This is a genomic window from Hydrogenophaga sp., from assembly GCF_030158645.1.
Taxonomy (GTDB): Bacteria; Pseudomonadota; Gammaproteobacteria; order Burkholderiales; family Burkholderiaceae_C; genus Hydrogenophaga.
Genome location: NZ_JAOASO010000103.1, coordinates 1 through 21,271, shown reverse-complemented (window position 1 = coordinate 21,271; position 21,271 = coordinate 1). Strand labels below are relative to the sequence as shown.

The 21,271-nt window shown below is 66.9% G+C and carries 20 protein-coding genes and 1 pseudogene; 16 read left to right on the top strand and 5 right to left on the bottom strand.

Going from position 1 to position 21,271, the window contains the following annotated elements:
- Position 1: 1 nt before the first annotated feature.
- The 12 genes and pseudogenes from Q1W68_RS12015 to Q1W68_RS11960 all read left to right on the top strand — a co-directional run bounded on the left by Q1W68_RS12015 (position 2) and on the right by Q1W68_RS11960 (position 10,993).
- Positions 2-1,168, top strand: a complete 1,167-nt coding sequence (locus Q1W68_RS12015) for an ABC transporter permease subunit (RefSeq protein ID WP_300655291.1) — start codon at positions 2-4, stop codon at positions 1,166-1,168.
- 3 nt (positions 1,169-1,171) lie between these two features.
- Positions 1,172-2,275, top strand: coding sequence for an amino acid ABC transporter permease (locus Q1W68_RS12010; protein WP_300716836.1), 1,104 nt, complete (start codon positions 1,172-1,174; stop codon positions 2,273-2,275).
- 12 nt (positions 2,276-2,287) lie between these two features.
- The gene (locus Q1W68_RS12005; protein ID WP_300716834.1) at positions 2,288-3,031 is read left to right on the top strand and encodes an amino acid ABC transporter ATP-binding protein; all 744 of its coding nucleotides are present in this window, start codon (positions 2,288-2,290) and stop codon (positions 3,029-3,031) included.
- Positions 3,032-3,118: 87 nt separating this feature from the next.
- Complete coding sequence (locus tag Q1W68_RS12000) at positions 3,119-4,198, top strand: glycerophosphodiester phosphodiesterase (protein ID WP_300655285.1); 1,080 nt, start codon at positions 3,119-3,121, stop codon at positions 4,196-4,198.
- A gap of 82 nt (positions 4,199-4,280) precedes the next feature.
- A complete protein-coding gene (locus tag Q1W68_RS11995; protein WP_300655282.1) occupies positions 4,281-5,021 on the top strand; it encodes a thioredoxin family protein in 741 nt (246 codons plus the stop codon).
- Between the two features lie 61 nt (positions 5,022-5,082).
- Positions 5,083-5,451, top strand: a complete 369-nt coding sequence (locus tag Q1W68_RS11990; protein ID WP_300655279.1) for a hypothetical protein — start codon at positions 5,083-5,085, stop codon at positions 5,449-5,451.
- A gap of 81 nt (positions 5,452-5,532) precedes the next feature.
- Positions 5,533-6,930 carry a hypothetical protein gene (locus Q1W68_RS11985; protein ID WP_300655276.1) on the top strand — a complete coding sequence of 466 codons (1,398 nt, stop codon included), beginning with the start codon at positions 5,533-5,535 and terminating at the stop codon, positions 6,928-6,930.
- A gap of 13 nt (positions 6,931-6,943) precedes the next feature.
- Positions 6,944-8,338 carry a copper oxidase gene (locus Q1W68_RS11980; RefSeq protein WP_300658427.1) on the top strand — a complete coding sequence of 465 codons (1,395 nt, stop codon included), beginning with the start codon at positions 6,944-6,946 and terminating at the stop codon, positions 8,336-8,338.
- Positions 8,339-8,359: 21 nt separating this feature from the next.
- Positions 8,360-8,857 carry a cupredoxin family protein gene (locus tag Q1W68_RS11975; protein ID WP_300658417.1) on the top strand — a complete coding sequence of 166 codons (498 nt, stop codon included), beginning with the start codon at positions 8,360-8,362 and terminating at the stop codon, positions 8,855-8,857.
- 17 nt (positions 8,858-8,874) lie between these two features.
- Positions 8,875-9,333, top strand: a pseudogene (locus Q1W68_RS11970) (DUF411 domain-containing protein); the annotation flags it as partial.
- 54 nt (positions 9,334-9,387) lie between these two features.
- Complete coding sequence (locus tag Q1W68_RS11965; RefSeq protein ID WP_300658429.1) at positions 9,388-9,606, top strand: copper-binding protein; 219 nt, start codon at positions 9,388-9,390, stop codon at positions 9,604-9,606.
- A 61-nt stretch (positions 9,607-9,667) separates the two neighbouring features.
- Positions 9,668-10,993 (top strand): TAXI family TRAP transporter solute-binding subunit, encoded by a 1,326-nt coding sequence (locus Q1W68_RS11960; protein WP_300716832.1) that lies wholly within the window; start codon positions 9,668-9,670, stop codon positions 10,991-10,993.
- A 39-nt stretch (positions 10,994-11,032) separates the two neighbouring features.
- Here Q1W68_RS11960 and Q1W68_RS11955 read toward each other — a convergent pair whose 3' ends face one another.
- From Q1W68_RS11955 to ettA, 3 genes are all read right to left on the bottom strand, one after another.
- Positions 11,033-13,129: a DUF1631 family protein gene (locus Q1W68_RS11955; RefSeq protein WP_300655268.1), complete on the bottom strand. Its 2,097-nt coding sequence runs from the start codon at positions 13,127-13,129 to the stop codon at positions 11,033-11,035.
- 106 nt (positions 13,130-13,235) lie between these two features.
- Positions 13,236-13,775: a DUF1415 domain-containing protein gene (locus tag Q1W68_RS11950; protein WP_300655267.1), complete on the bottom strand. Its 540-nt coding sequence runs from the start codon at positions 13,773-13,775 to the stop codon at positions 13,236-13,238.
- Positions 13,775-15,436 (bottom strand): energy-dependent translational throttle protein EttA, encoded by a 1,662-nt coding sequence (ettA, locus tag Q1W68_RS11945; RefSeq protein ID WP_300716830.1) that lies wholly within the window; start codon positions 15,434-15,436, stop codon positions 13,775-13,777. The genes Q1W68_RS11950 and ettA overlap by 1 nt, the downstream gene beginning before the upstream one ends.
- A gap of 250 nt (positions 15,437-15,686) precedes the next feature.
- On the opposite strand from ettA, the gene Q1W68_RS11940 reads away from it, so the two are divergent.
- Entirely contained in the window at positions 15,687-17,519 is a 1,833-nt protein-coding gene (locus tag Q1W68_RS11940) for a DEAD/DEAH box helicase (RefSeq protein ID WP_300716850.1), read from the top strand.
- 110 nt (positions 17,520-17,629) lie between these two features.
- Positions 17,630-18,619, top strand: a complete 990-nt coding sequence (locus Q1W68_RS11935) for an endonuclease/exonuclease/phosphatase family protein (RefSeq protein ID WP_300655319.1) — start codon at positions 17,630-17,632, stop codon at positions 18,617-18,619.
- A gap of 3 nt (positions 18,620-18,622) precedes the next feature.
- On the opposite strand, the gene Q1W68_RS11930 is transcribed toward Q1W68_RS11935, so the two are convergent.
- A complete protein-coding gene (locus Q1W68_RS11930) occupies positions 18,623-19,006 on the bottom strand; it encodes a hypothetical protein (protein WP_300655265.1) in 384 nt (127 codons plus the stop codon).
- A 116-nt stretch (positions 19,007-19,122) separates the two neighbouring features.
- Entirely contained in the window at positions 19,123-19,698 is a 576-nt protein-coding gene (locus Q1W68_RS11925; protein ID WP_300655264.1) for a DUF4148 domain-containing protein, read from the bottom strand.
- Positions 19,699-19,911: 213 nt separating this feature from the next.
- Between Q1W68_RS11925 and Q1W68_RS11920 the strand changes: the two genes are divergently transcribed.
- Together Q1W68_RS11920 and Q1W68_RS11915 are read left to right on the top strand one after the other, a co-directional pair.
- Positions 19,912-20,844 carry a LysR family transcriptional regulator gene (locus Q1W68_RS11920; protein WP_300716828.1) on the top strand — a complete coding sequence of 311 codons (933 nt, stop codon included), beginning with the start codon at positions 19,912-19,914 and terminating at the stop codon, positions 20,842-20,844.
- Positions 20,845-20,879: 35 nt separating this feature from the next.
- On the top strand, positions 20,880-21,271 hold a 392-nt coding region (locus Q1W68_RS11915), incomplete at its 3' end, for an SDR family NAD(P)-dependent oxidoreductase (protein WP_300716826.1).

The window sequence follows — 21,271 nt, the reverse complement described above, 5'->3', positions numbered from 1 at the left end:
CGTGGCACGGAAAAGAGCCTCCTGGTCGTGGCGCAGCCGCGCCACGCGTGGCCTGGTGTACCAGGCGCTGGCCATCGTCCTGATCGGCCTGGGTGTGTGGTTTCTGGCGCACAACACGCAGGAGAACATGCGCATCCGCGGCATCCAGAGCGGTTTTGATTTTCTGGGCGCCTCGGCGGGTTTCGACATCGGCGAGACCCTCATCAGCTTCAGCCCCAGCGAGTCCTACGGCAAGGCGATCTGGGTCGGCGTGCTCAACACGCTGCGCGTGGCCCTCATCGGCATCGTGCTCACCACCGTGCTGGGCGTGCTGCTGGGCGTGGGCCGCTTTTCGCGCAACGCGCTGGTGCGCGGCCTGTGCTACAGCTACGTGGAGCTGTTTCGCAACGTGCCCATCCTGCTGCAGATGCTGATGTGGTACCTGTTGTTCGTCGAGGTGCTGCCAGCGCCCGGGGAGGCCTGGAACCTGGCCGACCTGTTTTATCTGAGCAAGGATGGTTTCGCATTCCCCCGCCCGCTGCAGGGCACGGGCTACCTCATGGTGCTGATCGGTCTGGTGGCGGGCGTGCTGCTGGCCTGGCTCTGGCGCCGATGGGCCTTGGGTGCATTCAAGAAAACGGGCCGCTTGCTCAAGCCCGGCTGGCCCATGCTGGGCATCGTTCTCGTTGGTGTGGTTGCCGGCTGGCTGGCCGGCGGCATGCCCACGCAATGGGCGATTCCCGAGGCCGGCCGCTTCATGATCGAAGGCGGTGGCCGCGTCTCGCCCGAGTTCATGGCCGTGCTGATCAGCCTGACCTTCTACACCGCGGCATTTGTGGCCGAGGTGGTGCGCGGCGGCATCCAGTCCGTGAGCCTGGGACAGAAGGAAGCATCTGCCGCGCTGGGTCTGGCCCCTCGCCAGACCATGAAGCTGGTGGTGCTGCCACAGGCGATGCGCGTGATCGTTCCACCGCTGACCAACCAGTACCTCAATCTCACCAAAAACTCATCGCTGGCGGTGGCGGTGGGTTACCCCGACGTGGTCTCGATCGCCAACACCACGCTCAACCAGAGCGGCCGAGCAGTGGAGTGCGTCGCCATCATCATGCTGGTCTACCTGACCACGTCGCTGTCCACGTCGTTGTTCATGAACGCGTACAACAAGCGCATGGCCATCCCGGAGCGCTGATCGATGACCCAGCACTTCGTGCCCATCGCTGCACGCCCTTCGCCCGTGCGCACCCGTGGGGCCGTGCCCTGGGTGCGCACCCACCTGTTCGGCGATCTGCGAAGCAGCATCACCTCGGTGTTCCTGCTGGGGCTGGCCATCTACCTCCTGCCCCGTCTCTACAGCTGGGGTCTGGGCAATGCCGTCTTCAGCGCCGACGCACAGGCCTGTCAGAACATGCGCGGTGTCGGGGCGTGCTGGGGCGTGGTGACCGAAAAGTACCGGCTCATCCTGCTCGGCCGGTTCCCCTTCGAGGAACACTGGCGCCCGGTGCTGGCCACCAGCATGATGCTGGCCGCACTGGTGGTGAGCTGCATCCGCGCGTTCTGGAAACCCTGGCTGGCGCTGGTGTGGATGTCGGTCCTGGCGGTGTTCTTCGTGCTCATGGGGGGCGGCGTGTTCGGACTGTCCCGCGTTCGAACCGACCTCTGGGGCGGCCTGCCGCTGACCGTGCTGCTGGCCACGGTGTCCATCTTTCTGGCGTTTCCCTTGTCGATTGCGGTGGCGCTGGGCCGGCGCAGCCACCTTCCGGCGATCCGCTCGGCCTGCATCGTCTACATCGAACTCGTCCGCGGCGTGCCGCTGATCTCGGTGCTGTTCATGGCGTCGTTCATGTTTCCGCTGTTCATGCCGCAGGGCGTGAGCATCGACGTGCTGGTGCGTGTCGTGGTGGGCATCACGCTGTTCGCGGCGGCCTACATGGCCGAGATCGTTCGCGGCGGGCTGCAGGCCATCCCGAGGGGGCAGCTGGAGGCGGCCGACACGCTGGGCCTGAGCTACTGGCAGACGCAGCGCAAGATCGTGCTGCCGCAGGCGCTGGCCATGGTCGTGCCCAGCATCATGAACAACTTCATCTCGATCTTCAAAGACACCTCGCTGGTGACCATCGTCTCGATGTACGAGCTCACCGGCGCCTTGTCGCTGGCACTGAACTCCGACGTGAACTGGCGGCCTTTCAAGATCGAGGCCTACCTGTTCATCACGGTCGTCTATTTCATCTTCTGCTTCGCCATGTCCCGCTACAGCCTGTGGGTCGAGAAGCAACTGAGCGCCAGCAAGGCCCGCTGAAGGAACAACAACATGTCAGACCCCATCATCCGCTTCGACAAGGTCAACAAGTGGTACGGCAACGACTTCCATGTGCTGCGCGACATCGACCTGGACGTGGCCAGAGGCGAGCGCATCGTGATCTGCGGCCCCTCGGGCTCGGGCAAGTCCACGCTGATCCGCTGCATCAACCGGCTTGAAGAACACCAGCAAGGCCACCTGTTCGTGGACGGCATCGAACTCACCGACGACATCAAGGCCATCGACCAGGTGCGCAAAAACGTGGGCATGGTGTTCCAGCAGTTCAACCTGTTCCCGCACCTCACCGTGCTGGAAAACCTCACGCTCTCGCCCATGTGGGTGGGCAAGATGCCCAAGAAGGAGGCCGAAGAAAAAGCCATGCTGCAGCTGCAGCGCGTGCGCATCGCCGAGCAGGCGGGCAAGTACCCGCTGCAACTCTCCGGCGGCCAGCAACAGCGGGTGGCGATTGCGCGCGCGCTGTGCCTCACGCCCAAGATCATGCTGTTCGACGAGCCCACCTCGGCGCTCGACCCGGAGATGATCAAGGAAGTGCTCGACGTGATGGTGGAGCTGGCCAACCAGGGCATCACCATGATCTGCGTGACCCACGAAATGGGCTTTGCCAAGGCCGTGGCCGACCGCGTGATCTTCATGGACCAGGGTCAGATCGTGGAGCAGAACACCCCTGACGAGTTCTTCAACAACCCGCAGAGCGAACGCAGCCGGGACTTCCTCTCCAAGATCCTCGGCCATTGATTCGTAACGCTTCTTTTCAAGTGAAGGTTTTTGACTTGTGAGGGTCATGCGGCGCTGACACAATGCGCGGGTTTTCAAGGAGGCCCCATGTCCGCGCAACCCCCGTTCACCGTTCAACGCCTGTCGTGGCTGCGCTGGAGTTGCACCACCGCACTCGGTTTGTCGGTCTGGTGCGCCGGTGCTGCGCTGGCCTTTGATGCGCAAGGCCACCGCGGTGCGCGCGGTCTGGCGCCCGAGAACACGCTGGCCGGCATCGAGCAGGCCCTGGCCATCGGTGTGACGACGCTGGAGTTCGACGTGATTCTCAGCGCCGAGGGTGTGCCGGTGGTCTCGCACGACACCACGCCCAACCCCGACATCACGCGCGACGCCAGCGGCCGGTGGCTGCAGGCGCGCGGCAAGCCCTTCAACCAGCTCAGCCTGGACGAAATCGCGAGTCTCGATGTGGGCCGCATCAACCCGTCCAGCCGCTACGCACGCGACTTCGCGCACCAGGCCCCGGTGGACGGCGAACGCATTCCGACGCTGGCGTCCGTGTTCGAGCGGGTCAAGCGGCTGGGGGCGGGCCATGTGCGTTTCAACATCGAACTCAAGACGCACCCCCGCCGCCCCGACGAGTCGCCCGAGTCCGAGGCGTTCGTGCGCGCCGTCGTGGCCGTCATCAACCACCAGGGCATGGCCTCGCGCACGACGCTGCAGAGCTTCGACTGGCGCGTGCTCAAGGCCAGCCAGACCCTGGCTCCGGGTGTGCCACTGTCGTTTCTTTCAGCCCAACTGGATCGCTTCAACACCCTGAGCGACGGGGACTGGACCGGCGGTCTGAAGCTGGCGGGTTTCGAAGACGCACCGGCCATGGTTGCAGCGGCGGGCGGCAAGCTCTGGTCGCCGCACTTCAACGACCTGAGCCAGGCCACGCTGGCGCGCGCGCGCGCCCTGAACCTGCGCGTGATCCCATGGACGGTGAACGAAGCCAGCGACATGGCCCGCCTCATCGACTGGGGCGTGGACGGCCTGATCACCGACTACCCGGACCGCCTGCGCACCGTGATGCAGCAACGCGGCATGGTGCTGCCACCGACCGTGGCCTCCCTCGCGGCCACCGCCGGGCCACTGTCCGCGCCCCGGGCGCAGCCTGTGCGCTTCGGTGTGGCACCCGACCTGCGCTGAAGCCGCCCGCCTCCGGTCGGCTGGCCTGTAAGCCCACGGCCCTGTGGCCGACGAACCGCCATTCCCCCACCTGGAGATGGCCATGCCCACCACCCTGCCCCGCTTCGTTGTCTGCGCCAGCACCCTGGCTGTGGTCGGTTCGGCGCTCGCCCAGACCTGCGAGGTTCGCTCCGGTCCCCAGCCACCGGCCGTGGTGGAGCTCTACACCTCCGAGGGCTGCAGCTCCTGCCCACCGGCGGACCGATGGCTCTCCACCCTCAAGTCGCCAGACAATGTGCTGGCGCTTTCGTTCCATGTGAACTACTGGAACCACCTGGGCTGGCGCGATCCGTTCGCCACCCGGGAGACCACCGCCCGCCAGTACCTGCTGAAGGAAGCGCTCGGCGCCAAGCATGTGTACACGCCACAGGTGGTCCTCAATGGCCGTGACCACCGGGGCTGGCACGGCCAACGGGCCGTCGACCTGAGCGGGTTGCCCGCTGCGACCGCGCCGGCCTTGCGGTTGAGCCGCCAGGGCGACGTGGTCACCGCGCAAGTGGCGGCCACGCCAGGGAGCGCACCGGCCGGTGAACTGGCTGGCTACTGGGCGGTGCTGCAAGATGGGCTGTTGAGCAAGGTCACGCGCGGTGAAAACGCGGGCGAAGATCTGCGCCACGACCACGTGGTCAGCCTGTACCAGCCGGTACCGGCCTGGAAGGCCGCACAGGGTGGCGGTGCCCAACTCACGCTGCCCGCCCGCTCTGTTCAGCGGGTGGCCTTTGTGGTGACCGACCCCGGACTGACCAGGCCGTTGCAGGCGCTGGTGCTGCATTGCCCTGCGTGACGTGCCGGTATGGGACGGCGGTGATGGAACCAAAACCCGTCTATCCGTATCATCCACCCCCATGCGCCATTGGTTCCTCGTCCTCATGATCGCCCTGCTGCCCCTGCGCGGCTGGGTGGGCGACGCCATGGCGGTGGACATGCTGTTCCAGCCGGCGCATGCCTCCATGGCGATGGGCACACACAGCGGGGATCACGGCGCAGACCACGGTGAGTCGCACGCCCAGTGCGCCTGCGACGAGCACGCCTCAGCGGCTCAAGACAGCGCAGATCACCAGCACAGTGCCTGCGATGTCTGCAACGTGCCCGCGCTGGCCATGCGACTGGCAGAGTTGCAGACACCCCCGCCCGGCCATGCCCAGCTCGCGGCGGTGGTCGAGCGTTTCGCCAGCAGCGAGGCCCAGCGGGGCATCAAGCCACCCATTTCCTGACTTCACACACCACAGGTGCGTCCGCAGCAGGCCCACGAGGGCACCGCGGCGGGCGCTGGTCCGTGATTTCAGGAGATTCCCATGATGGTTTTTCGGCGGTGGACACCGCCTTTGAAGAGCAGTCCCGGTCGCGCTGCGGCCTTGAGCATCGCGCTGGCGGCGGTTTGCTGGCCGGCACAGGCACAAACATCGAACGCGGTCCAGGCCGCCGATCCGGCGACCCCTGCAACAGCATCGGCCCCGCTGGTGCTGCCCCCCACCGGCTCGGTCGACGCGCTCGAGCGCCCGGCCGACATCGCCCGCGCACGCGAGATCTGGCAACGCGCCAACGAGCGCGTGGCCGAATTCCCGCGCGGCCACATCGACCTGCTGCGCTGGGAATCGAAGAATCCCGGCGAGGCAGCCCCTGCGCCCACCGGCACCCAACCGGCACCGCTGGACCTGGCGCAAGCCCTGCGCCTCTCGCTGCGCCAGCGGCCCGAGCTGTTCACCCACGCCGACATGAACGCGCTGGAGGCCGGTGCCGTGCAGGTCGCCTACGCCCGGCACGTGCGCGATGTGCAGCGCGCCTGGGTCGACGCGGTGAGCGCACGCCAGAGCGCACGCCAGATGAGCGAGTTGTGGGAAGCCACCCGCACGGGCAGCGAACTGGGCCGGCGCATGGTGGTGGCGGGCAACTGGAGCCAGGCCAAACTCATGCGCGAGCAGCTCACCGAGGCCAGCGCGTGGCAGATGAACGTGAATGCGCAAGGCGAAGCCCTGTCCGCGCTGGAGCGCCTGGCGCAACTGCTCGGCCTGTGGGAAGCCAACGCGGTCGCGCAACTGGGCGAGCGCCTGCCCGCGAGCCTGCCCGCCGTGCCGACACGCCCGACCCCTGGCGCAGGCCTCACCGACGCCACGCTGGAAGCGGCGGTGCTGCGCGCCGATCCGCTGCTCGCGCTGCAACGCGTCGAAGCACAGCGCGAGCTCGGCGCGGTCAGTGCCGATCGCCGACAGGTGTGGACCGCAGCGGCCGAGGCCGCACTCTCGGCCATGCCCGACCCGACCACCACCGCCACCCCACCGCACATCGGCAACCTCTCGCTGCTGCGCGACCACCCGCTGGCGCGGGCCACCCGCGCCGAGGCTGGACTGCTGCGCGCAGCCGGTGAGCGCCGCTCCATGGCGCGTCAGGCCTGGGCGCAACTCCAGTTGCGTCATGCCAGCGCCCAGCACGCGCAAGCCGTGGTGGCTCAGCTGCAGGCCGCGCTGGAGCAGGAAACCCTGCTGCGCTACAACGGCATGCTGCAAAGCAGCTGGGAGCTGCTGGCCAGCGCGCGCGAACGCATGCAGTCGCTCGACACCGCCGTGCAGGCGCGCCGCGACTACTGGCGCGCGCAAGCCGACTGGCAAGCCCTGCTGGCCGGCGCCGAGTACGCCGGCCCCGACACCTCTTCAACCGCCGGCGCCAGCGCCGCCCAAGCCCCGGCAGGACACTGACATGAACAAAACGATGAACCGCAGAAACTGGCTCACCGGCGCTGCCGTGGGCGCTGTGGCCGCCAGCAGCGTGAGCCGCGTGGCCCTGGCCGCCATTCCCGAACCGGTGCAGCAAACCTCGGCCGACACCGCACCGCCCTGGACACCGCCCGGTGTCACCGGCGCGGGCCGCCCCTACAACCCGGTGGTCACGCTCAACGGCTGGACCGCACCCTGGCGCATGAACGCCGGGGTGAAGGAGTTCCACCTCGTGGCCGAACCGGTGGTGCGCGAAATGGCGCCGGGCTTCATGGTCAACATGTGGGGCTACAACGGCCAGAGCCCGGGCCCGACCATCGAGGTGGTCGAGGGCGATCGGGTGCGCATTTACGTGACCAACCGCTTGCCCGAGCACACCACCATCCACTGGCACGGCCAGCGCCTGCCCAACGGCATGGACGGCGTGGGCGGCCTGAACCAGCCGCAGATTCCGGTGGGCAAGACCTTCGTCTACGAGTTCACGGCGCGCCGCCCCGGCACCTTCATGTACCACCCGCACGCCGACGAAATGACGCAGATGGCCATGGGCATGATGGGCTTCTGGGTCACGCACCCGAAGGCGAAGCACCCGCTGATTGAAGACGTGCAGCGCGACTACTGCTTCCTGCTCAACGCCTTCGACGTGGAGCCCGGCAGCATGACGCCGCAGGTCAACACCATGCTCGACCAGAACATCTGGAGCTGGAACAGCCGCGTGTTCCCCGGCATCACGCCGCTGGTGGCGCGGCTGGGCGAGCGGGTGCGCGTGCGCGTGGGCAACCTCACCATGACCAACCACCCGATCCACATCCACGGCATCGAGTTTGAAGTGAGCGGCACCGACGGCGGGCCCACGCCCAAAGGCTCGCGCTGGCCGGAGGTGACGACCGACGTGGCCGTGGGCCAGATGCGCCAGCTCGAATTCATCGCCGACGAACCGGGCGACTGGGCCATGCACTGCCACAAGAGCCACCACACCATGGGCGCCATGGGCCACGGCGTGCCCACCATGATCGGCGTGGACCACCGGGGCCTGGTCAAGCCGCTGCAGCGCGCCGTGCCCGACTACATGGTGATGGGCGAGCGCGGCATGGCCGACATGGGCGAGATGCAGATGGAGCTGCCCGCCAACACCTTCCCCATGATGACCGGCACCGGCCCCTACGGCCCCATCGAGATGGGCGGCATGTTCACCACGCTGAAGGTGCGCGCCGACCAGAAGGCGGGCGACTACACCGACCCCGGTGTCTACAAGATGCCCCCGGGCACGCAGGCGCGGCTGGTGGACACCGGCGCAGCACCCACCGCCACCCGACCGGCCGCGCCCACCGCGACAACCCCACCCGCGGCCACCGTGCGCAAGCCCGCGGGCGGCCACGGCAACCACTGAACCCATTCCCGGAGAAAAAGCATGAACCTCAAGTCACGACGCAGCCTGCTCGCACTGCCCCTGGTGCTGGCCTTGCCGCGCGCCTTTGCCCACGGCGAACAACACGGCAAGACCGCCGGCCCGGTGGTGAAAGAGCAGAAACCGTGGGGCATCGCCGGCGAACCGGCCCGCGTCCGCCGCACGGTCGACATCCGCATGAGCGACGACATGAAGATGAGCCCGAACCACATCGACGTGCGCGAGGGCGACACGCTGCGCATCCGCGCCATCAACGTGGGTCGGGTGCTGCACGAGATCGTGATCGGCACCGGCGACGAGCTCAAGGCCCACGCCGAGATGATGAAGAAGTTTCCCAACATGGAGCATGAAGAGCCCTACATGGCGCACGTGCCGGCCGGCCAACGCGGCGACATCGTCTGGACCTTCAACCGCCCGGGCGACTTCGAATTCGCCTGCCTGATCGCCGGCCATTTTGAGGCCGGCATGCGCGGCACCATCCGCGTCGCCCCCAAAGCTTGATTCCACTGGAGACCACCATGCAACGACGTTCCCTCATCAGCGCAGCCGCCGCCTTTGCCGCCGCTGCAACCCTGCCCGCCTGGGCACAAACGCCCGCCGCCCTGCCGGTGCTGCAGGTCTGGAAGGACCCCAACTGCGGCTGCTGCCAGGACTGGGTGAAGTACCTGCAGGCCGACGGCTTCCAGGTTCAGGTGTTCGACACCGGCAACGCGGCGGTGCGCAAGCGCCTCGGTCTGCCCGACCAATTCGGCTCCTGCCACACCGGCCTGATCGGTGGCTATGTGATCGAAGGCCATGTGAACGCGCGCGAGATCCGCCGCTTGCTGACTGAGAAACCCAAGGCCCTCGGTCTGGCCGTGCCGGGCATGCCGGTGGGCAGCCCCGGCATGGACGGCCCGGTGTACGGCGAGCGCCGCGACGCCTACGACGTGGTGCTGGTGCAGCCCGACGGCACCGGCCGGGTGTACCAGCACTACGCCGGCAACACGGCGGGCTTCAAGCGCACCGGCACCGCCGCAGAGGCGCCGCCCATGGCCGAGGGCGAGGTGCGCAAGGTGGACACCGCCGCCGGCAAGATCTCGCTCAAACACGGCGAGATCAAAAACCTGGACATGCCGCCCATGACCATGGTGTTTCAGGTGAGCGACCCGGCCCTGCTGGGCAAGGTGAAGGCCGGCGACAAGGTGCGCTTCACCGCCGTGCAGGTCAACGGCGCGTACACCGTGACGAGCATCGAAGCGGCACCCTGAGAAGCCGCCGCGAAGGCACGCGGAAACAGGTGGTTGCAAGGGGCCGTGCTAAGGTTCCGCCATGCCCCAAACCCTGCGCTACACGCTCATCTCGCTGCGCGAGATGGTCATGTCATTCGGCCCCTTCGCCCTGCTCACCGTGGCCCTGCTGGGCCTGGCCTACTGGTGGCTCGACCCCAACCCGCCCAAGAAGGTGGTGCTGGCCACCGGCCCCGACCAGAGCGCCTACGCCGAGTTCGGCAAGCGCTACGCCGAGTCGCTGGCGCGCTACGGCATCACGGTGGAGTTGCTGTCGTCCGAAGGCTCCTCGGCCAACCTGGAACTGCTGCGCACCGGCCGGGCCGATCTGGGTTTTGTGCAAGGCGGCACGGCCGACATCGGCTACGACGAGGAAGACAGCATCACCTCGCTGGGCAGCCTGTTCGTGGAGCCGCTGTGGCTTTTCTACCGTGAAGAGTCGGCCAGGCGCCTGCGCAAGTCACCCACGGTGAACAACCTGGCCGAGCTCAACGGCTGGCGCGTCAACGTGGGCACCGCAGGCAGCGGCGTGCCGCGCCTGTTTTCCACCTTGCTGGACGTGAACCGGGTGGACCCGAAACAGCTGCGCCTGAGCGAGCTGGAACAAACCCCGGCGACCGTGGCCTTTTTGAACGGCGAGCTCGACGCCGTGGTGTTCGCCTCCGCGCCCGAGTCGCTGATGGTGCAGATGCTGCTGCAAACCCCGGGCGTGAAGCTGCTCGACTTTGCGCAGAGCGAGGCGTATTCCCGGCGCTTTGGCTACCTCACACCGGTGGTGATGCCCCAAGGCGTGGTGGACCTGGCGCGCAACATCCCCACCCGCGACATGCGGCTGGTGGCCTCCACCACCAGCCTGCTGGCGCACAGCGACACCCACCCCGCCATCCTGCAGCTCTTTGCGCAAACCGCCACGAATCTGCATGGGGGGTCGGGCTGGTTCAGCAAGGCACGCGAATACCCCAGCCTGGAACACAGCGAGGTGCCGATCTCGCCCGAAGCCTCGCGCGCGATCCAGAACGGCGCGCCCTTCCTGCAGCGCTACCTGCCGTTCTGGCTGGCCAACCTGATCGAGCGCATGTGGCTGGCGATGGGCCTGATCCTGGCGCTGGCGCTGCCGCTCTCGCGCATCGTGCCCCCGCTCTACACCTTCCGCATCCGCAAGCGGGTGTTCCGCTGGTACGCCGAACTGCGCGACGTGGAACAGCGTTTCGAAGCCGACGCCGGCCAAGCCGCCGACCTGGTCGAACAGCTCGACGCCATGGAATCGAAGGTGGAGAAGGTGGTGGTGCCGTTGTCGTACACCGACGAGCTCTACGCACTGCGCAACAACATCCACCTGGTGAGGAAGAAGCTGCTGAGGAAGGTTTGACGTCTTGACGTCGGGCGCGCAGCGGTGGAGCGTGGGGTCTCAGATGCCAGACGCCTTGATGCTGTTCAGCCAGGCTTGTCTCGTCACTTCGTCGAGTGCTTCATTGACCACGCCGTGGTCCGCCACCACCCGCAGCTTGTCCTGCTCGATCAAACGGTCCAGGCCCCGGCGGGTCATGGACAGCGAACGGCCATGCGGGCCGGCGAAAAGGAACAGCGTGCCGTGCGGGCTGGCCCAGCTGATCTGACAACGAACGGCCTGACCGTCCTGCCACATGTCCACCCAGGTGCCGACACTGAGCTGGGACGGCGGCTGCGCCACCAGCTCCGCCTTGAGGTCGACCCAGTCGCGCTGCAGGGGTTGGGTGTCGACAAACGATGGCTGGGTGTCCGGCTGAGACTCGAGCGCAATGTCGTCCAGAAAACCCGTGTCGCGCGCTTCGGCGGGCTGCATCCACGGCTCCAGCTCGATGTCGCCCTGCTGGCTGGGCGGTGAATCTTGAGGCAACTCGGCGCGCTGGGTCTTGTAGGCGGCTTCGTGCAGACCCATCAAGGCCTGGAAGAAAGCTTCCGCCTGTTCTCTCGGGTAGTCGATCGAGTCCAGCCCCTCGCGCAAGGTGCGCAAGACGCCGGGAATGATTTTCACCAGGCGCGGGCGGTTCAGGCTGGCCAGCGCCAGCTGGCTCGACCAGAGCAGGTCCGGCAGGATGTCGGTGTAACGCATCGCCGGCATCTCCGAGGTGCTCAGTCCGGTGGCGTTGGCCAGTTCCAGACGCGCCTGCGCCACCACCTGCGCCCAGGGGCCGGTGAGAAAGCGCCGCACCACGCCGGGCGAGCGGGAGAAATCGTTGCGGGAGCGGAATTCGGCGGCCACCCGTTCGGCCAGCAGGTTGCGCTGCTCCACCCGCACCAGGGTCTTCACGGCCAGGCCGCGCGCCTGCACCTGCTCGGGCGCCATGGCCTCGGTCTGGGAGCGGTTGAAGTGCTGCAGCAGACCTGGGAAACGATCGGCGAGGTCGGGTCCGGGTTTCTGCAGGGTGTCGATGATGTTGCGCACCTGGCGCGAGAACGCTGCGTAGCCCCGGTCCTGCTCGTTGGTGTAGGCCAGGCTGTGTTCGGTGATGGCGTCCAGGAGGCGGCGCGCCGGGTTCTGCCGGTCGGCGAAAAAGCGGGGCTCGGTGCGCGCCACTTGCAGCAGCGCAGGCTTCATGTCCTGCAGCATTTCGCGCACCGGTCGAAGCAAACGTTCGTCGGCCGCGATCTGCTTGAGCATGAGCGAGACCACCTCGCTGGCCAGGGTGCGCACCATGGCGTTGCCGGTGCCCGCCGTGCCCGGCTCTCGCTGCGCATCGGCGCCCGGCTGCTCCAGGTTGCCCACCAGCAACTGGTGAAGGTGGTCGAGCGTGAGCAGCGCATCGGCGCCCAGACCGGTCTCCTCGGGTGCGCCACCGGTCCGCCGGCCCGGGGCGGCATCGGATGTGGCGCGGGCGTGGGGCGCCTGGATCACGTTGTAACCAGCCGCCGCCACACCCATGCGCTCCAGCAGGGCGCTGAGGTGGGTGTAGAGCGCTTGAAGTTCGTTGCCCAGTGAAATGGCACCGGTCTGCATCCACCGCGAACGCACGGCAGGAGCCACGTTCAGCCCCTTGAGGGACTTGGTCAGGGCAGCCACCACCACGTCGGCACGCAACGGGTTGGCGTCGGCGTTGACGCTGTGCATGCCCTGTGCGGTGCACAGGCGGGCGGTGAGCTCGACGATCTCGTGGTCCACCGTCATGTTGACGATCTGCTGCACGCGGGCGAGCTCGACTGTCTCCTGTACCTGGTCATCCCCCATGAGCTCCAGTTCGTCAAAGCTCACCGACTGCGCCCGACGCGGCTGCGCATCGGAGCCGGGCAAGGCGTTGCCCACCGAGTCGCCCAGCGCGGCCAGAAACCGGGTGGCGATCAGGTCGCGGTGGGATTCGAGGGCGGTTCGCGCCTCGACAAACACCTGCTTGTCGCCCAGTTGCCGGGCCGACAGCTCTTTCTCCTTCAGGTCGCCATGCAACCTGTCCAGCCAGCGGGGCACCCACTCGCGTGTTTGCGCGAGCGCCTCCTTGAGGCAGGCGTCAAAGGCCTGGAGATGGGCATCCATGCGGGCGGGTTCCTTCGGTAAAGCGTCCAAGTTTGATCGGTTGGACCATTGTGACCACCCCTCCCCCCCCACACAACCGGAAAAAGAAACCGGATGTCCCGGCTGTTCAGGCTTTAGACATGAGGGCGCGCCACCCATCGGCACCCAGATCGCGCAAGGTCTGCAGGTTGCGTTCGACGATCGCGTCGGCATCACCACCCTCGGTGGCCACCGCGCGCTCCACGCTGTCTTCGCGCAGCAGGTGCAGTGTGGGGAACGGCGCGCGGTTGGTGCAGTTGGTCACATCGTCGGGCTCGGTGCCCTCGAACTGGAACAACGGGTGAAACGGTGCCACCTGGATCACACCGTCGAGCTCGTGCTCGGCCACCACGTCGTCCACCACATTCAGGAAGTCGTTGAAGACCTCGAAGTCGGGGAACAGCGTGGCGTGCACCAGCAGCGTGGTGTCGATCTCATCGGCCGGCGTGTTCACCAGCAGCGCGAGTTCGCGGTCGAGGTCGTCCAGAAACGCATCCAGATGGCGCGCCTGGCTGACGACGATGCGCACCTGGTTCTTCGCATACACCGCCCGCGCAAACGGACACAGGTTCAGACCGATGACGGCCTTCTCCAGCCAGTGGCGCGTGGCGGCTTCGACGTCCTGCATCACTTCAACGCTTTGAAGCGCATGCGCTTGGGCTTGGCGCCCTCTTCACCCAGACGCTTCTTCTTGTCGGCTTCGTACTCCTGGTAGTTGCCGTTGAAGAACACCCACTGGCTGTCGCCCTCGGCGGCCAGGATGTGGGTGGCGATGCGGTCCAGGAACCAGCGATCGTGGCTGATGACCAGCGCACAGCCGGCGAATTCGAGCAGCGCGTCTTCCAGCGCGCGCAGGGTTTCCACGTCCAGGTCGTTCGAGGGTTCGTCCAGCAGCAACACGTTGCCGCCTTCGGCCAGGGTCTTGGCCAGGTGCAGGCGACCGCGTTCACCGCCCGAGAGGCTGCCCACGCGCTTTTGCTGGTCGCCACCGGAGAAGTTGAAACGGCCGCAGTAAGCGCGGCTGGGCATCTGGAACTTGCCCACGGTGATCATGTCCAGACCGCCGGAGATGTCTTCCCACACGGTCTTCTCGCCGGCCAGGCCATCGCGGCTCTGGTCCACCACGGCCATGCGCACGGTCTGGCCGATCTTCACTTCGCCGCTGTCGGGTTGTTCCTTGCCGGAGATCAGCTTGAACAGCGTGGACTTGCCCGCGCCGTTGGGGCCGATGATGCCGACGATGGCGCCCGCCGGGATCTGGAAGCTCAGGTTGTCGATCAGCAGGCGGTCGCCGAAGCTCTTGCTGACGTTCTTGAACTCGAACACCTCGTTGCCCAGGCGCTCGGCCACGGGAATGAAGATCTCGTTGGTCTCGTTGCGCTTCTGGTAGTCGACGTCGCTCAGTTCCTCGAAGCGCGCCAGGCGCGCCTTGCTCTTGGCCTGGCGGCCCTTGGGGTTCTGGCGCACCCACTCCAGCTCCTTCTTCATGGCCTTGGTGCGGGCGTCTTCGGTGCGCTGCTCCTGCTCCAGGCGGGCTTCTTTTTGCTCCAGCCAGGTAGAGTAGTTGCCCTTGTAGGGGATGCCGTGGCCACGGTCGAGTTCCAAAATCCACTCGGCGGCGTTGTCCAGGAAGTAACGGTCGTGGGTGATGGCCACCACGGTGCCCGAGAAGCGCTGCAGGAACTGCTCCAGCCAGTCCACCGATTCGGCGTCCAGGTGGTTGGTGGGTTCGTCGAGCAGCAGCATGTCGGGCTTGGACAGCAGCATGCAGCACAGCGCCACGCGGCGCTTTTCACCACCGGAGAGCACGCCGACTTTCGCGTCCCATGGGGGCAGGCGCAGCGCGTCGGCCGCGATTTCGAGCTGGTGCTCACCGTCGGTACCCGAGGTGGAGATGACGGCTTCAAGCTGCGCCTGTTCGGCGGCCAGCGCGTCAAAGTCCGCGTCTTCCTCCGCGTAAGCGGCGTACACCTCTTCCAGGCGTTTTTGCGCTGCGCGCACGCCGCTCATGCTGTTCTCCACCGCTTCGCGCACGCTCTGCTCGGGATCGAGCTGTGGCTCCTGCGGCAGGTATCCGATGCGGATGCCCGGCATCGGGATGGCTTCGCCTTCGATTTCCTTGTCGATGCCGGCCATGATCTTCAGCAGCGTGGACTTGCCCGAACCGTTGGTGCCGAGCACGCCGATCTTGGCGCCGGGGAAGAAGGAGAGCGAAATGTCCTTGAGGATCTGACGCTTGGGCGGCACGATTTTGCCGACCTTGTTCATGGAAAAGACGTATTGAGCCATTGCTGTGTGCCTGAAGAATCTGCAGCCAGGACGGCCGCGCAACCCCGGATTATCCCAGCATGCGACAATACGGCTCGTTGGGCACTTCAGTTGGCTCAACACCAGCCCTTCGCTGGGGTGCTCGCCAACCACGGTGGCACCAAACCCCTGAATCCATCTGCCCCAGACTGGCCGGGTGCCGCTTCCAACACCGAAGCGACTCACGGAGTGGCCGATGCCCCCAGCGCCCTGGACGGGCGCCTCCAAAAAAATGACCTTTGACGATCTGAAACTGGCCCCGGCCATCGTGCAAGCCGTGCGTGAGCATGGCTACGAAACCCCCACCCCCATCCAGGCCGAGGCGATTCCCGCCGTGCTGGCCGGGCGCGACCTGCTCGGTGGCGCCCAGACGGGCACCGGCAAGACCGCTGCCTTCACCCTGCCCCTGCTGCAACGCCTCGCCGACGGCGAACGCGCCAAGAACCGCTTCGGCGGCGTGGCCATCCGCGCCCTGGTGCTCACCCCCACCCGCGAGCTCGCGGCGCAAGTGGAAGAGTCGGTGCGCACCTACGGCAAGCACCTGACGCTCACCTCCACCGTCGTCTTCGGCGGCGTGGGCATGAACCCGCAGATCAACGCCATGAAGCGCGGCGTCGACGTGCTGGTGGCCACCCCCGGCCGCCTGCTGGACCTGCAGCAGCAAGGTTTCCTCGACCTCTCCGGCGTGCAGATGCTGGTGCTGGACGAAGCCGACCGCATGCTCGACATGGGCTTCATCCACGACGTGAAGAAGATCCTGGCGCTGGTGCCGAAAGAAAAGCAGAGCCTGCTGTTCTCCGCCACCTTCAGCGACGAGATCCGCGACCTCGCGAGCAACCTGCTCAAGGACCCGCTGCACATCCAGGTGACCCCGCGCAACACCACGGTGCAGCGCATCACCCAGGTGATCCACCCGGTGGGCCGTGGCAAGAAAAAAGCCCTGCTGGTGCACATCATCAACCAGCACAACTGGAGCCAGGTGCTGGTGTTCACCCGCACCAAGTTCGGCGCCAACAACGTGGCCGAGTTCCTCACGAAAAACGGCATCCAGGCCATGGCGCTGCACGGCAACAAGAGCCAGGGTGCCCGCACCCAGGCGCTGGCCGGCTTCAAGAGCGGCGACATCCGCGCCCTGGTGGCCACCGACATCGCGGCACGCGGCATCGACATCGACGAGCTGCCGCACGTGGTGAACTACGAAATCCCGAACGTCAGCGAAGACTACGTGCACCGCATCGGCCGCACCGGCCGCGCGGGCAACGGCGGTGAAGCCGTCAACCTCGTGAGCCTGGACGAAGAAGGCTTCATGATGGCGATCGAGCAGTTCACCAAGCAGCAGATCCCGGTGCAGATCTTCCAGGAGTTCATGCCCGAAGAGGGCGAACGCGCCGAACCCATCGCCATGGGCCGCCAGACCATCTGGGGCGGCGCCGGCAAGCCGCCGAGCCGCGACGTGATGGCCGCGGCCGCCAAGGCCGCGCGCACGGAAATGATGCAGCGCGTGCGCGAGAAAAAAGCCGGTGAGCCCCAGCAGGCCCGCGGCAACGGTGGCGGTGGCCAGCGTCAGCGCCCGGCCGGTGACGGCGCCCAGATCGACGGCCCACGCGGTGAAGGCCGCCGTGGCGGCGGTGGCAACGGTGGTGGTCAACGTGCCAACGGTGGTGGCGGCAACGGCCAACCACGCAGCAACAACGGCCCACGCAACGGTGGTGGCCAGGGTCCACGCCCACCGCGCCAACAAGCCGATCGCGGCGACCGCATGGATCGCGCACCGCGCGAAGACCGTGGCCCGCGTGAAGACCGCGAACCCGGCGCCGAGCGCCAGCCCGGCCCGAACGCCCACCTGGGCAGCCTGCGCATCAAGGAACCGCGCCCACGCGCAGCCAACCCGGGCGGCCAGCCCGATCCGCTGCGCACCAGCATCGACGCCATGCGCACCGGCAACCGCGGTGGCAAGGGCGGCGGCGGTGGCGGCGGCGGCCGGGGTGGCCCACGCGGCGGCGGTGGTGGTGGTGGTGGCGGCAATGCCGACCCATTGCGCACCAACTACGGCCGGATCCGCTGAACGGATCGCTGAACTACAGTGCGGTCATGCCCAACGACCGCACGCTCCCCACACCCGACGCCCCGTCTGCCTTCATCGGCAACGGGGCGTCGCCACGTTGGGCCACCCTCATGGTGGCCACCTGCAACGTGCTCAACCTGGCACAACCGGGACGCCATTTCTACGATGGCCAGGACCCCTACAGCCAGACCGAATTCGATCGCAAGGTGGACTGGCTGGGCAACCGGTTCAAGGCGCTCAACGCCGACGTGATCGCGGTGCAGGAGGTGTGGGACGAGCTGGCCCTGCGCGCGGCCGTGGCGCGCAGCGGCCTGCAGTACAGCTCGGTGGTGGTGCCGGGTGCCGAGAACGGGCCCGGACAAGTTGGTGCCCAAGGCACGCCGCGCGTGGGCATCGTCACGCGCCTGAAACTGGAATCGGTCGAGTCCATCGTCGACTTCCCTGCCGCTGCGGTGGTGCAGGTGCCCGGCCTGGGTGCCCACACCCGGTTCGAGCGCCCGCCGCTGGTGGCCACACTGCGCATGAAGCACGGCCAGCCGGTGTGCGTGATCACCGCGCACCTCAAGAGCAAACGCCCCAAGTACCTGGAAGACGCCAGCGGCAAGACCACAGAAGACACCGACGACCCGGCCGTGCAGGCACTGGGCTCCCTGCGCTCGCTCGTCATGCGGGCCGCCGAAGCGCTGGCGCTGCGGCTGAAGGTGGTGGAGCTGCTGCACCGCACGCGCCTGCCGCTGGTGCTCATGGGCGACCTCAACGACAGCCCGCACAGCGTGACCACCCAGCTGATTGCGGCCACCTCGCAGGTGGCCTATGACAAAGGCGCACGCGACAACGCGCTGTTCAGCGCCTGGGATGTGCAGGGTGAAGCCGCGTTGCGCCGCGACGTGGCCTATTCCCACATCCACCAGGGCTACCCCGAGGTGCTCGACCAGGTGCTGGTGAGCGAAGAGTTCGTGGCCAGCAGCCGAGGCGCCATCGGTGATGTGCGCCGCGTGGAGGTGTTCAACGACCACCTCTTCGAAGGCCGGGACCGCGGCCGCAGCGACCACGGCTTTGTGCGCGCCTTGCTCCGGCTGCGCCTGCCCGATGGGGTGTGAGCTTCAGACCTTCACGAAAGCGGTCACCAGCGGCTCGTCGCCCACCTGCCGGCTCCAGTGCCCGTGCACGCGTGCGTCAAATGTGGCGCCCGCCGGCAAGGTGTCGGCCGAATAGAAGTGCTCGCCCGGGCCAAAGGTCCGCGAACTGCCGTCCTGCAACCCGATCTCCATCTGGCCACTCAGCACAAACAGCCACTGCGGCGAGGCGGTGCAATGGAAATCGCTGCGAAAGCCCACCGGGCTCTGGCGCAACTGCAAGCCGTTCGCGGGCAACACCGGCGACAAACGCGCTGCGGGCGTGCCCTCGGTGAGGACGATGGCCTCCTCGCGGAAGCGGGCACGACCATCACTGTCGGTGAACAATTCGACTTTGTAAAACGGGTGCATGTGAGGCTCCTGAAAGCGAGCCCGGTTGTACCAGACAACGCCAGCAACACAGCACAACGCCCGGCTCCCTGTGAAGGAAGCCGGGCGTTGCCGTTCTCAGACTGCCAGCGGCAGGATCAGTTCGTCACGGCCGCTTTGGACGAAGCCGCACCGGCACGCACATCACCAACGGGGTTCACCGCTTGCACGGTGCCACGGGTGGGGTAGCGGCCCGGGTAGATCTCGTTGTACTTGGCGCCGGTTTCGCTGTTGGCGATCAGGTCGCCCGTGCGGCGGGCCTCGGCCAGTTCGGCCAGCACCTGGGCGCGGGTCTTGCCCTGTGCCACGTCGGCGGCAGGGTAGCTGCGGGGATCGATGTCACGGTAGGTTTCGCCGGTTTCGCTGTTGGCAATCAGGGTGCCGTTGGCACGTGCATCGCGCAGCTCCTGCAACACGTCTTCGCGGGTCTTGCCCACCACGACGGCCTTTTCAGCGGCCTTTTCAGCGGTCTTTTGTGCTGCTGGGCGCGCTGTCGTGGGGTAGGCACGCAGGCCCTGGTCGCCGTCGACGAGCACGGTGCCGTTGCGCTGCGCTTCGACGAGCTCGGCGCGAACCTGTTCGCGGGTTTTGGCCACGGACGGGTCGGCTGCCAGGGCGTGGCCTGCAACGAGGGTGGAGAGGGCGATGGCAACAACAGACAGACGGTTTTTCATGACAGTTTCCTTTGGGAGGGTTGAACATGCCGGTCGGTCCGTTGTGCGGTCTGGCCGGCTTCGATGCCTCTGCGGAGGGTTTGCATGCATCGATGGGTTGAACTGTAAAGTTTCTGATCCCGAAGAAAAACAGCGTCCATATGACTTCTGTGTTTCTATTTCAACAATAATCAGGTCTTTCTCATCCGGGAAAACCCTTTAAGGAGCCTCTTCATGGACCGTCTGGCCTCGATGCGTGTTTTTCAGAAAGTCATCGACGAGGGGGGATTTGCGGCGGCCGGGCGTGCCATGGACATGTCGCCTGCGGTGGTCACGCGGCTGGTGGCCGACCTGGAGGAACATCTGGGCACGCGCCTGCTGCACCGCACCACCCGGCGCGTCTCGCTCACCGACGCGGGCGAGAGCTACCTGGAGCGGGTGCGCGTGATCCTGCAAGACCTGGACGAAGCACATGCGCTGGTGAGTTCGCAGACCAGCGACCTCGCGGGCGTGCTGCGCCTGCTGGCCCCGCCGGTGCTGGCCACGCACGTGCTCGCGCCGCTGGTGAGCGGTTTCCGGCAGGCCTACCCCAAGATCCTGCTCGACATCGAAGTGGAGTCGCACCGCGAGCCGCCGATCCAGGACTACGACATCACGCTCATCGGCACCCAGGCGTCGTTCGATGCGAACGTCATCGCGCGCAAGGTGCTCTCCAGCGTCACCGTGCTGTTGGCCTCGCCCGAGTACTTGCGGCGACGGGGCACCCCCACGCGCCCCGAAGACCTGGCCCAGCACGACTGCCTGCGCTACAAGCCCGCCGCCGGACGCAGCCGGGGCTGGCGCCTGCTGCACGAAACCGACGACACCCGCTTCGTGGACATCGAGGTGCAACCGGTGCTGTGGGCCAACCACACCGACACGCTGATGCACGCCGCGCTCGACGGTGCCGGCATCACCGCGACCACCGTGGAACTGGCCGCGCCGTTGATCCAGAACGGCGATCTGGTGCGCGTGCTCCACCCCTGGATCACCGACCGGCTCACGATGTACGCCGCCCTGCCCAGCCGCAAGTTCATGCCGCGGCGCACCGAGGTGTTTCTGGACTACCTCATCACCCAGACCCGCGCCCGTGTTGAAAGCGCCATGGCAACCTGCAGCATTTTCTGACCAGCGCCGTCGAGATCCCGCCGTACCATGCCCGGATGAATCATCCATCTGCAAACTCCAGCGTTCACTTCGGCCACCAGGGCCGCGTCGTCATCGTCACCGGCGGTGCACAAGGCATTGGCGAAGCCTGCGTGCGCCGTTTCGCGCGCGAAGGCGCCAGCCTGGTCATTGCCGATGTGGCCAACGCACCCGGCAGCGCGCTGGCGCGCGAGCTCGGCGCCACCTACATGCACTGCGATGTGGGTGACAAGCTCGACGTGGACGCGGTGGTGGCCAAGACCGTGGCAGCCTTCGGGCGCATCGACGTGCTCGTGAACAACGCCGGCATTTTCAAGGCGGCCGATTTTCTGGCCGTGAGCGAAGACGACTTCGACGAGGTGCTGCGTGTGAACCTCAAAGGCTCGTTCCTCATGGGGCAGGCGGTGGC

What these genes read in the sequence shown, in the direction of transcription:
- Q1W68_RS12010 (WP_300716836.1), top strand. Translation starts at nt 1,172, where the DNA reads ATGACCCAGCACTTCGTGCCCATCGCTGCACGCCCTTCGCCCGTGCGC.
- Q1W68_RS12005 (WP_300716834.1), top strand. Translation starts at nt 2,288, where the DNA reads ATGTCAGACCCCATCATCCGCTTCGACAAGGTCAACAAGTGGTACGGC.
- Q1W68_RS12000 (WP_300655285.1), top strand. Translation starts at nt 3,119, where the DNA reads ATGTCCGCGCAACCCCCGTTCACCGTTCAACGCCTGTCGTGGCTGCGC.
- Q1W68_RS11995 (WP_300655282.1), top strand. Translation starts at nt 4,281, where the DNA reads ATGCCCACCACCCTGCCCCGCTTCGTTGTCTGCGCCAGCACCCTGGCT.
- Q1W68_RS11990 (WP_300655279.1), top strand. Translation starts at nt 5,083, where the DNA reads ATGCGCCATTGGTTCCTCGTCCTCATGATCGCCCTGCTGCCCCTGCGC.
- Q1W68_RS11985 (WP_300655276.1), top strand. Translation starts at nt 5,533, where the DNA reads ATGATGGTTTTTCGGCGGTGGACACCGCCTTTGAAGAGCAGTCCCGGT.
- Q1W68_RS11980 (WP_300658427.1), top strand. Translation starts at nt 6,944, where the DNA reads ATGAACCGCAGAAACTGGCTCACCGGCGCTGCCGTGGGCGCTGTGGCC.
- Q1W68_RS11975 (WP_300658417.1), top strand. Translation starts at nt 8,360, where the DNA reads ATGAACCTCAAGTCACGACGCAGCCTGCTCGCACTGCCCCTGGTGCTG.
- Q1W68_RS11965 (WP_300658429.1), top strand. Translation starts at nt 9,388, where the DNA reads ATGGCCGAGGGCGAGGTGCGCAAGGTGGACACCGCCGCCGGCAAGATC.
- Q1W68_RS11960 (WP_300716832.1), top strand. Translation starts at nt 9,668, where the DNA reads ATGCCCCAAACCCTGCGCTACACGCTCATCTCGCTGCGCGAGATGGTC.
- Q1W68_RS11955 (WP_300655268.1), bottom strand. Translation starts at nt 13,129, where the DNA reads ATGGATGCCCATCTCCAGGCCTTTGACGCCTGCCTCAAGGAGGCGCTC.
- Q1W68_RS11950 (WP_300655267.1), bottom strand. Translation starts at nt 13,775, where the DNA reads ATGCAGGACGTCGAAGCCGCCACGCGCCACTGGCTGGAGAAGGCCGTC.
- ettA (WP_300716830.1), bottom strand. Translation starts at nt 15,436, where the DNA reads ATGGCTCAATACGTCTTTTCCATGAACAAGGTCGGCAAAATCGTGCCG.
- Q1W68_RS11940 (WP_300716850.1), top strand. Translation starts at nt 15,687, where the DNA reads ATGACCTTTGACGATCTGAAACTGGCCCCGGCCATCGTGCAAGCCGTG.
- Q1W68_RS11935 (WP_300655319.1), top strand. Translation starts at nt 17,630, where the DNA reads ATGGTGGCCACCTGCAACGTGCTCAACCTGGCACAACCGGGACGCCAT.
- Q1W68_RS11930 (WP_300655265.1), bottom strand. Translation starts at nt 19,006, where the DNA reads ATGCACCCGTTTTACAAAGTCGAATTGTTCACCGACAGTGATGGTCGT.
- Q1W68_RS11925 (WP_300655264.1), bottom strand. Translation starts at nt 19,698, where the DNA reads ATGAAAAACCGTCTGTCTGTTGTTGCCATCGCCCTCTCCACCCTCGTT.
- Q1W68_RS11920 (WP_300716828.1), top strand. Translation starts at nt 19,912, where the DNA reads ATGGACCGTCTGGCCTCGATGCGTGTTTTTCAGAAAGTCATCGACGAG.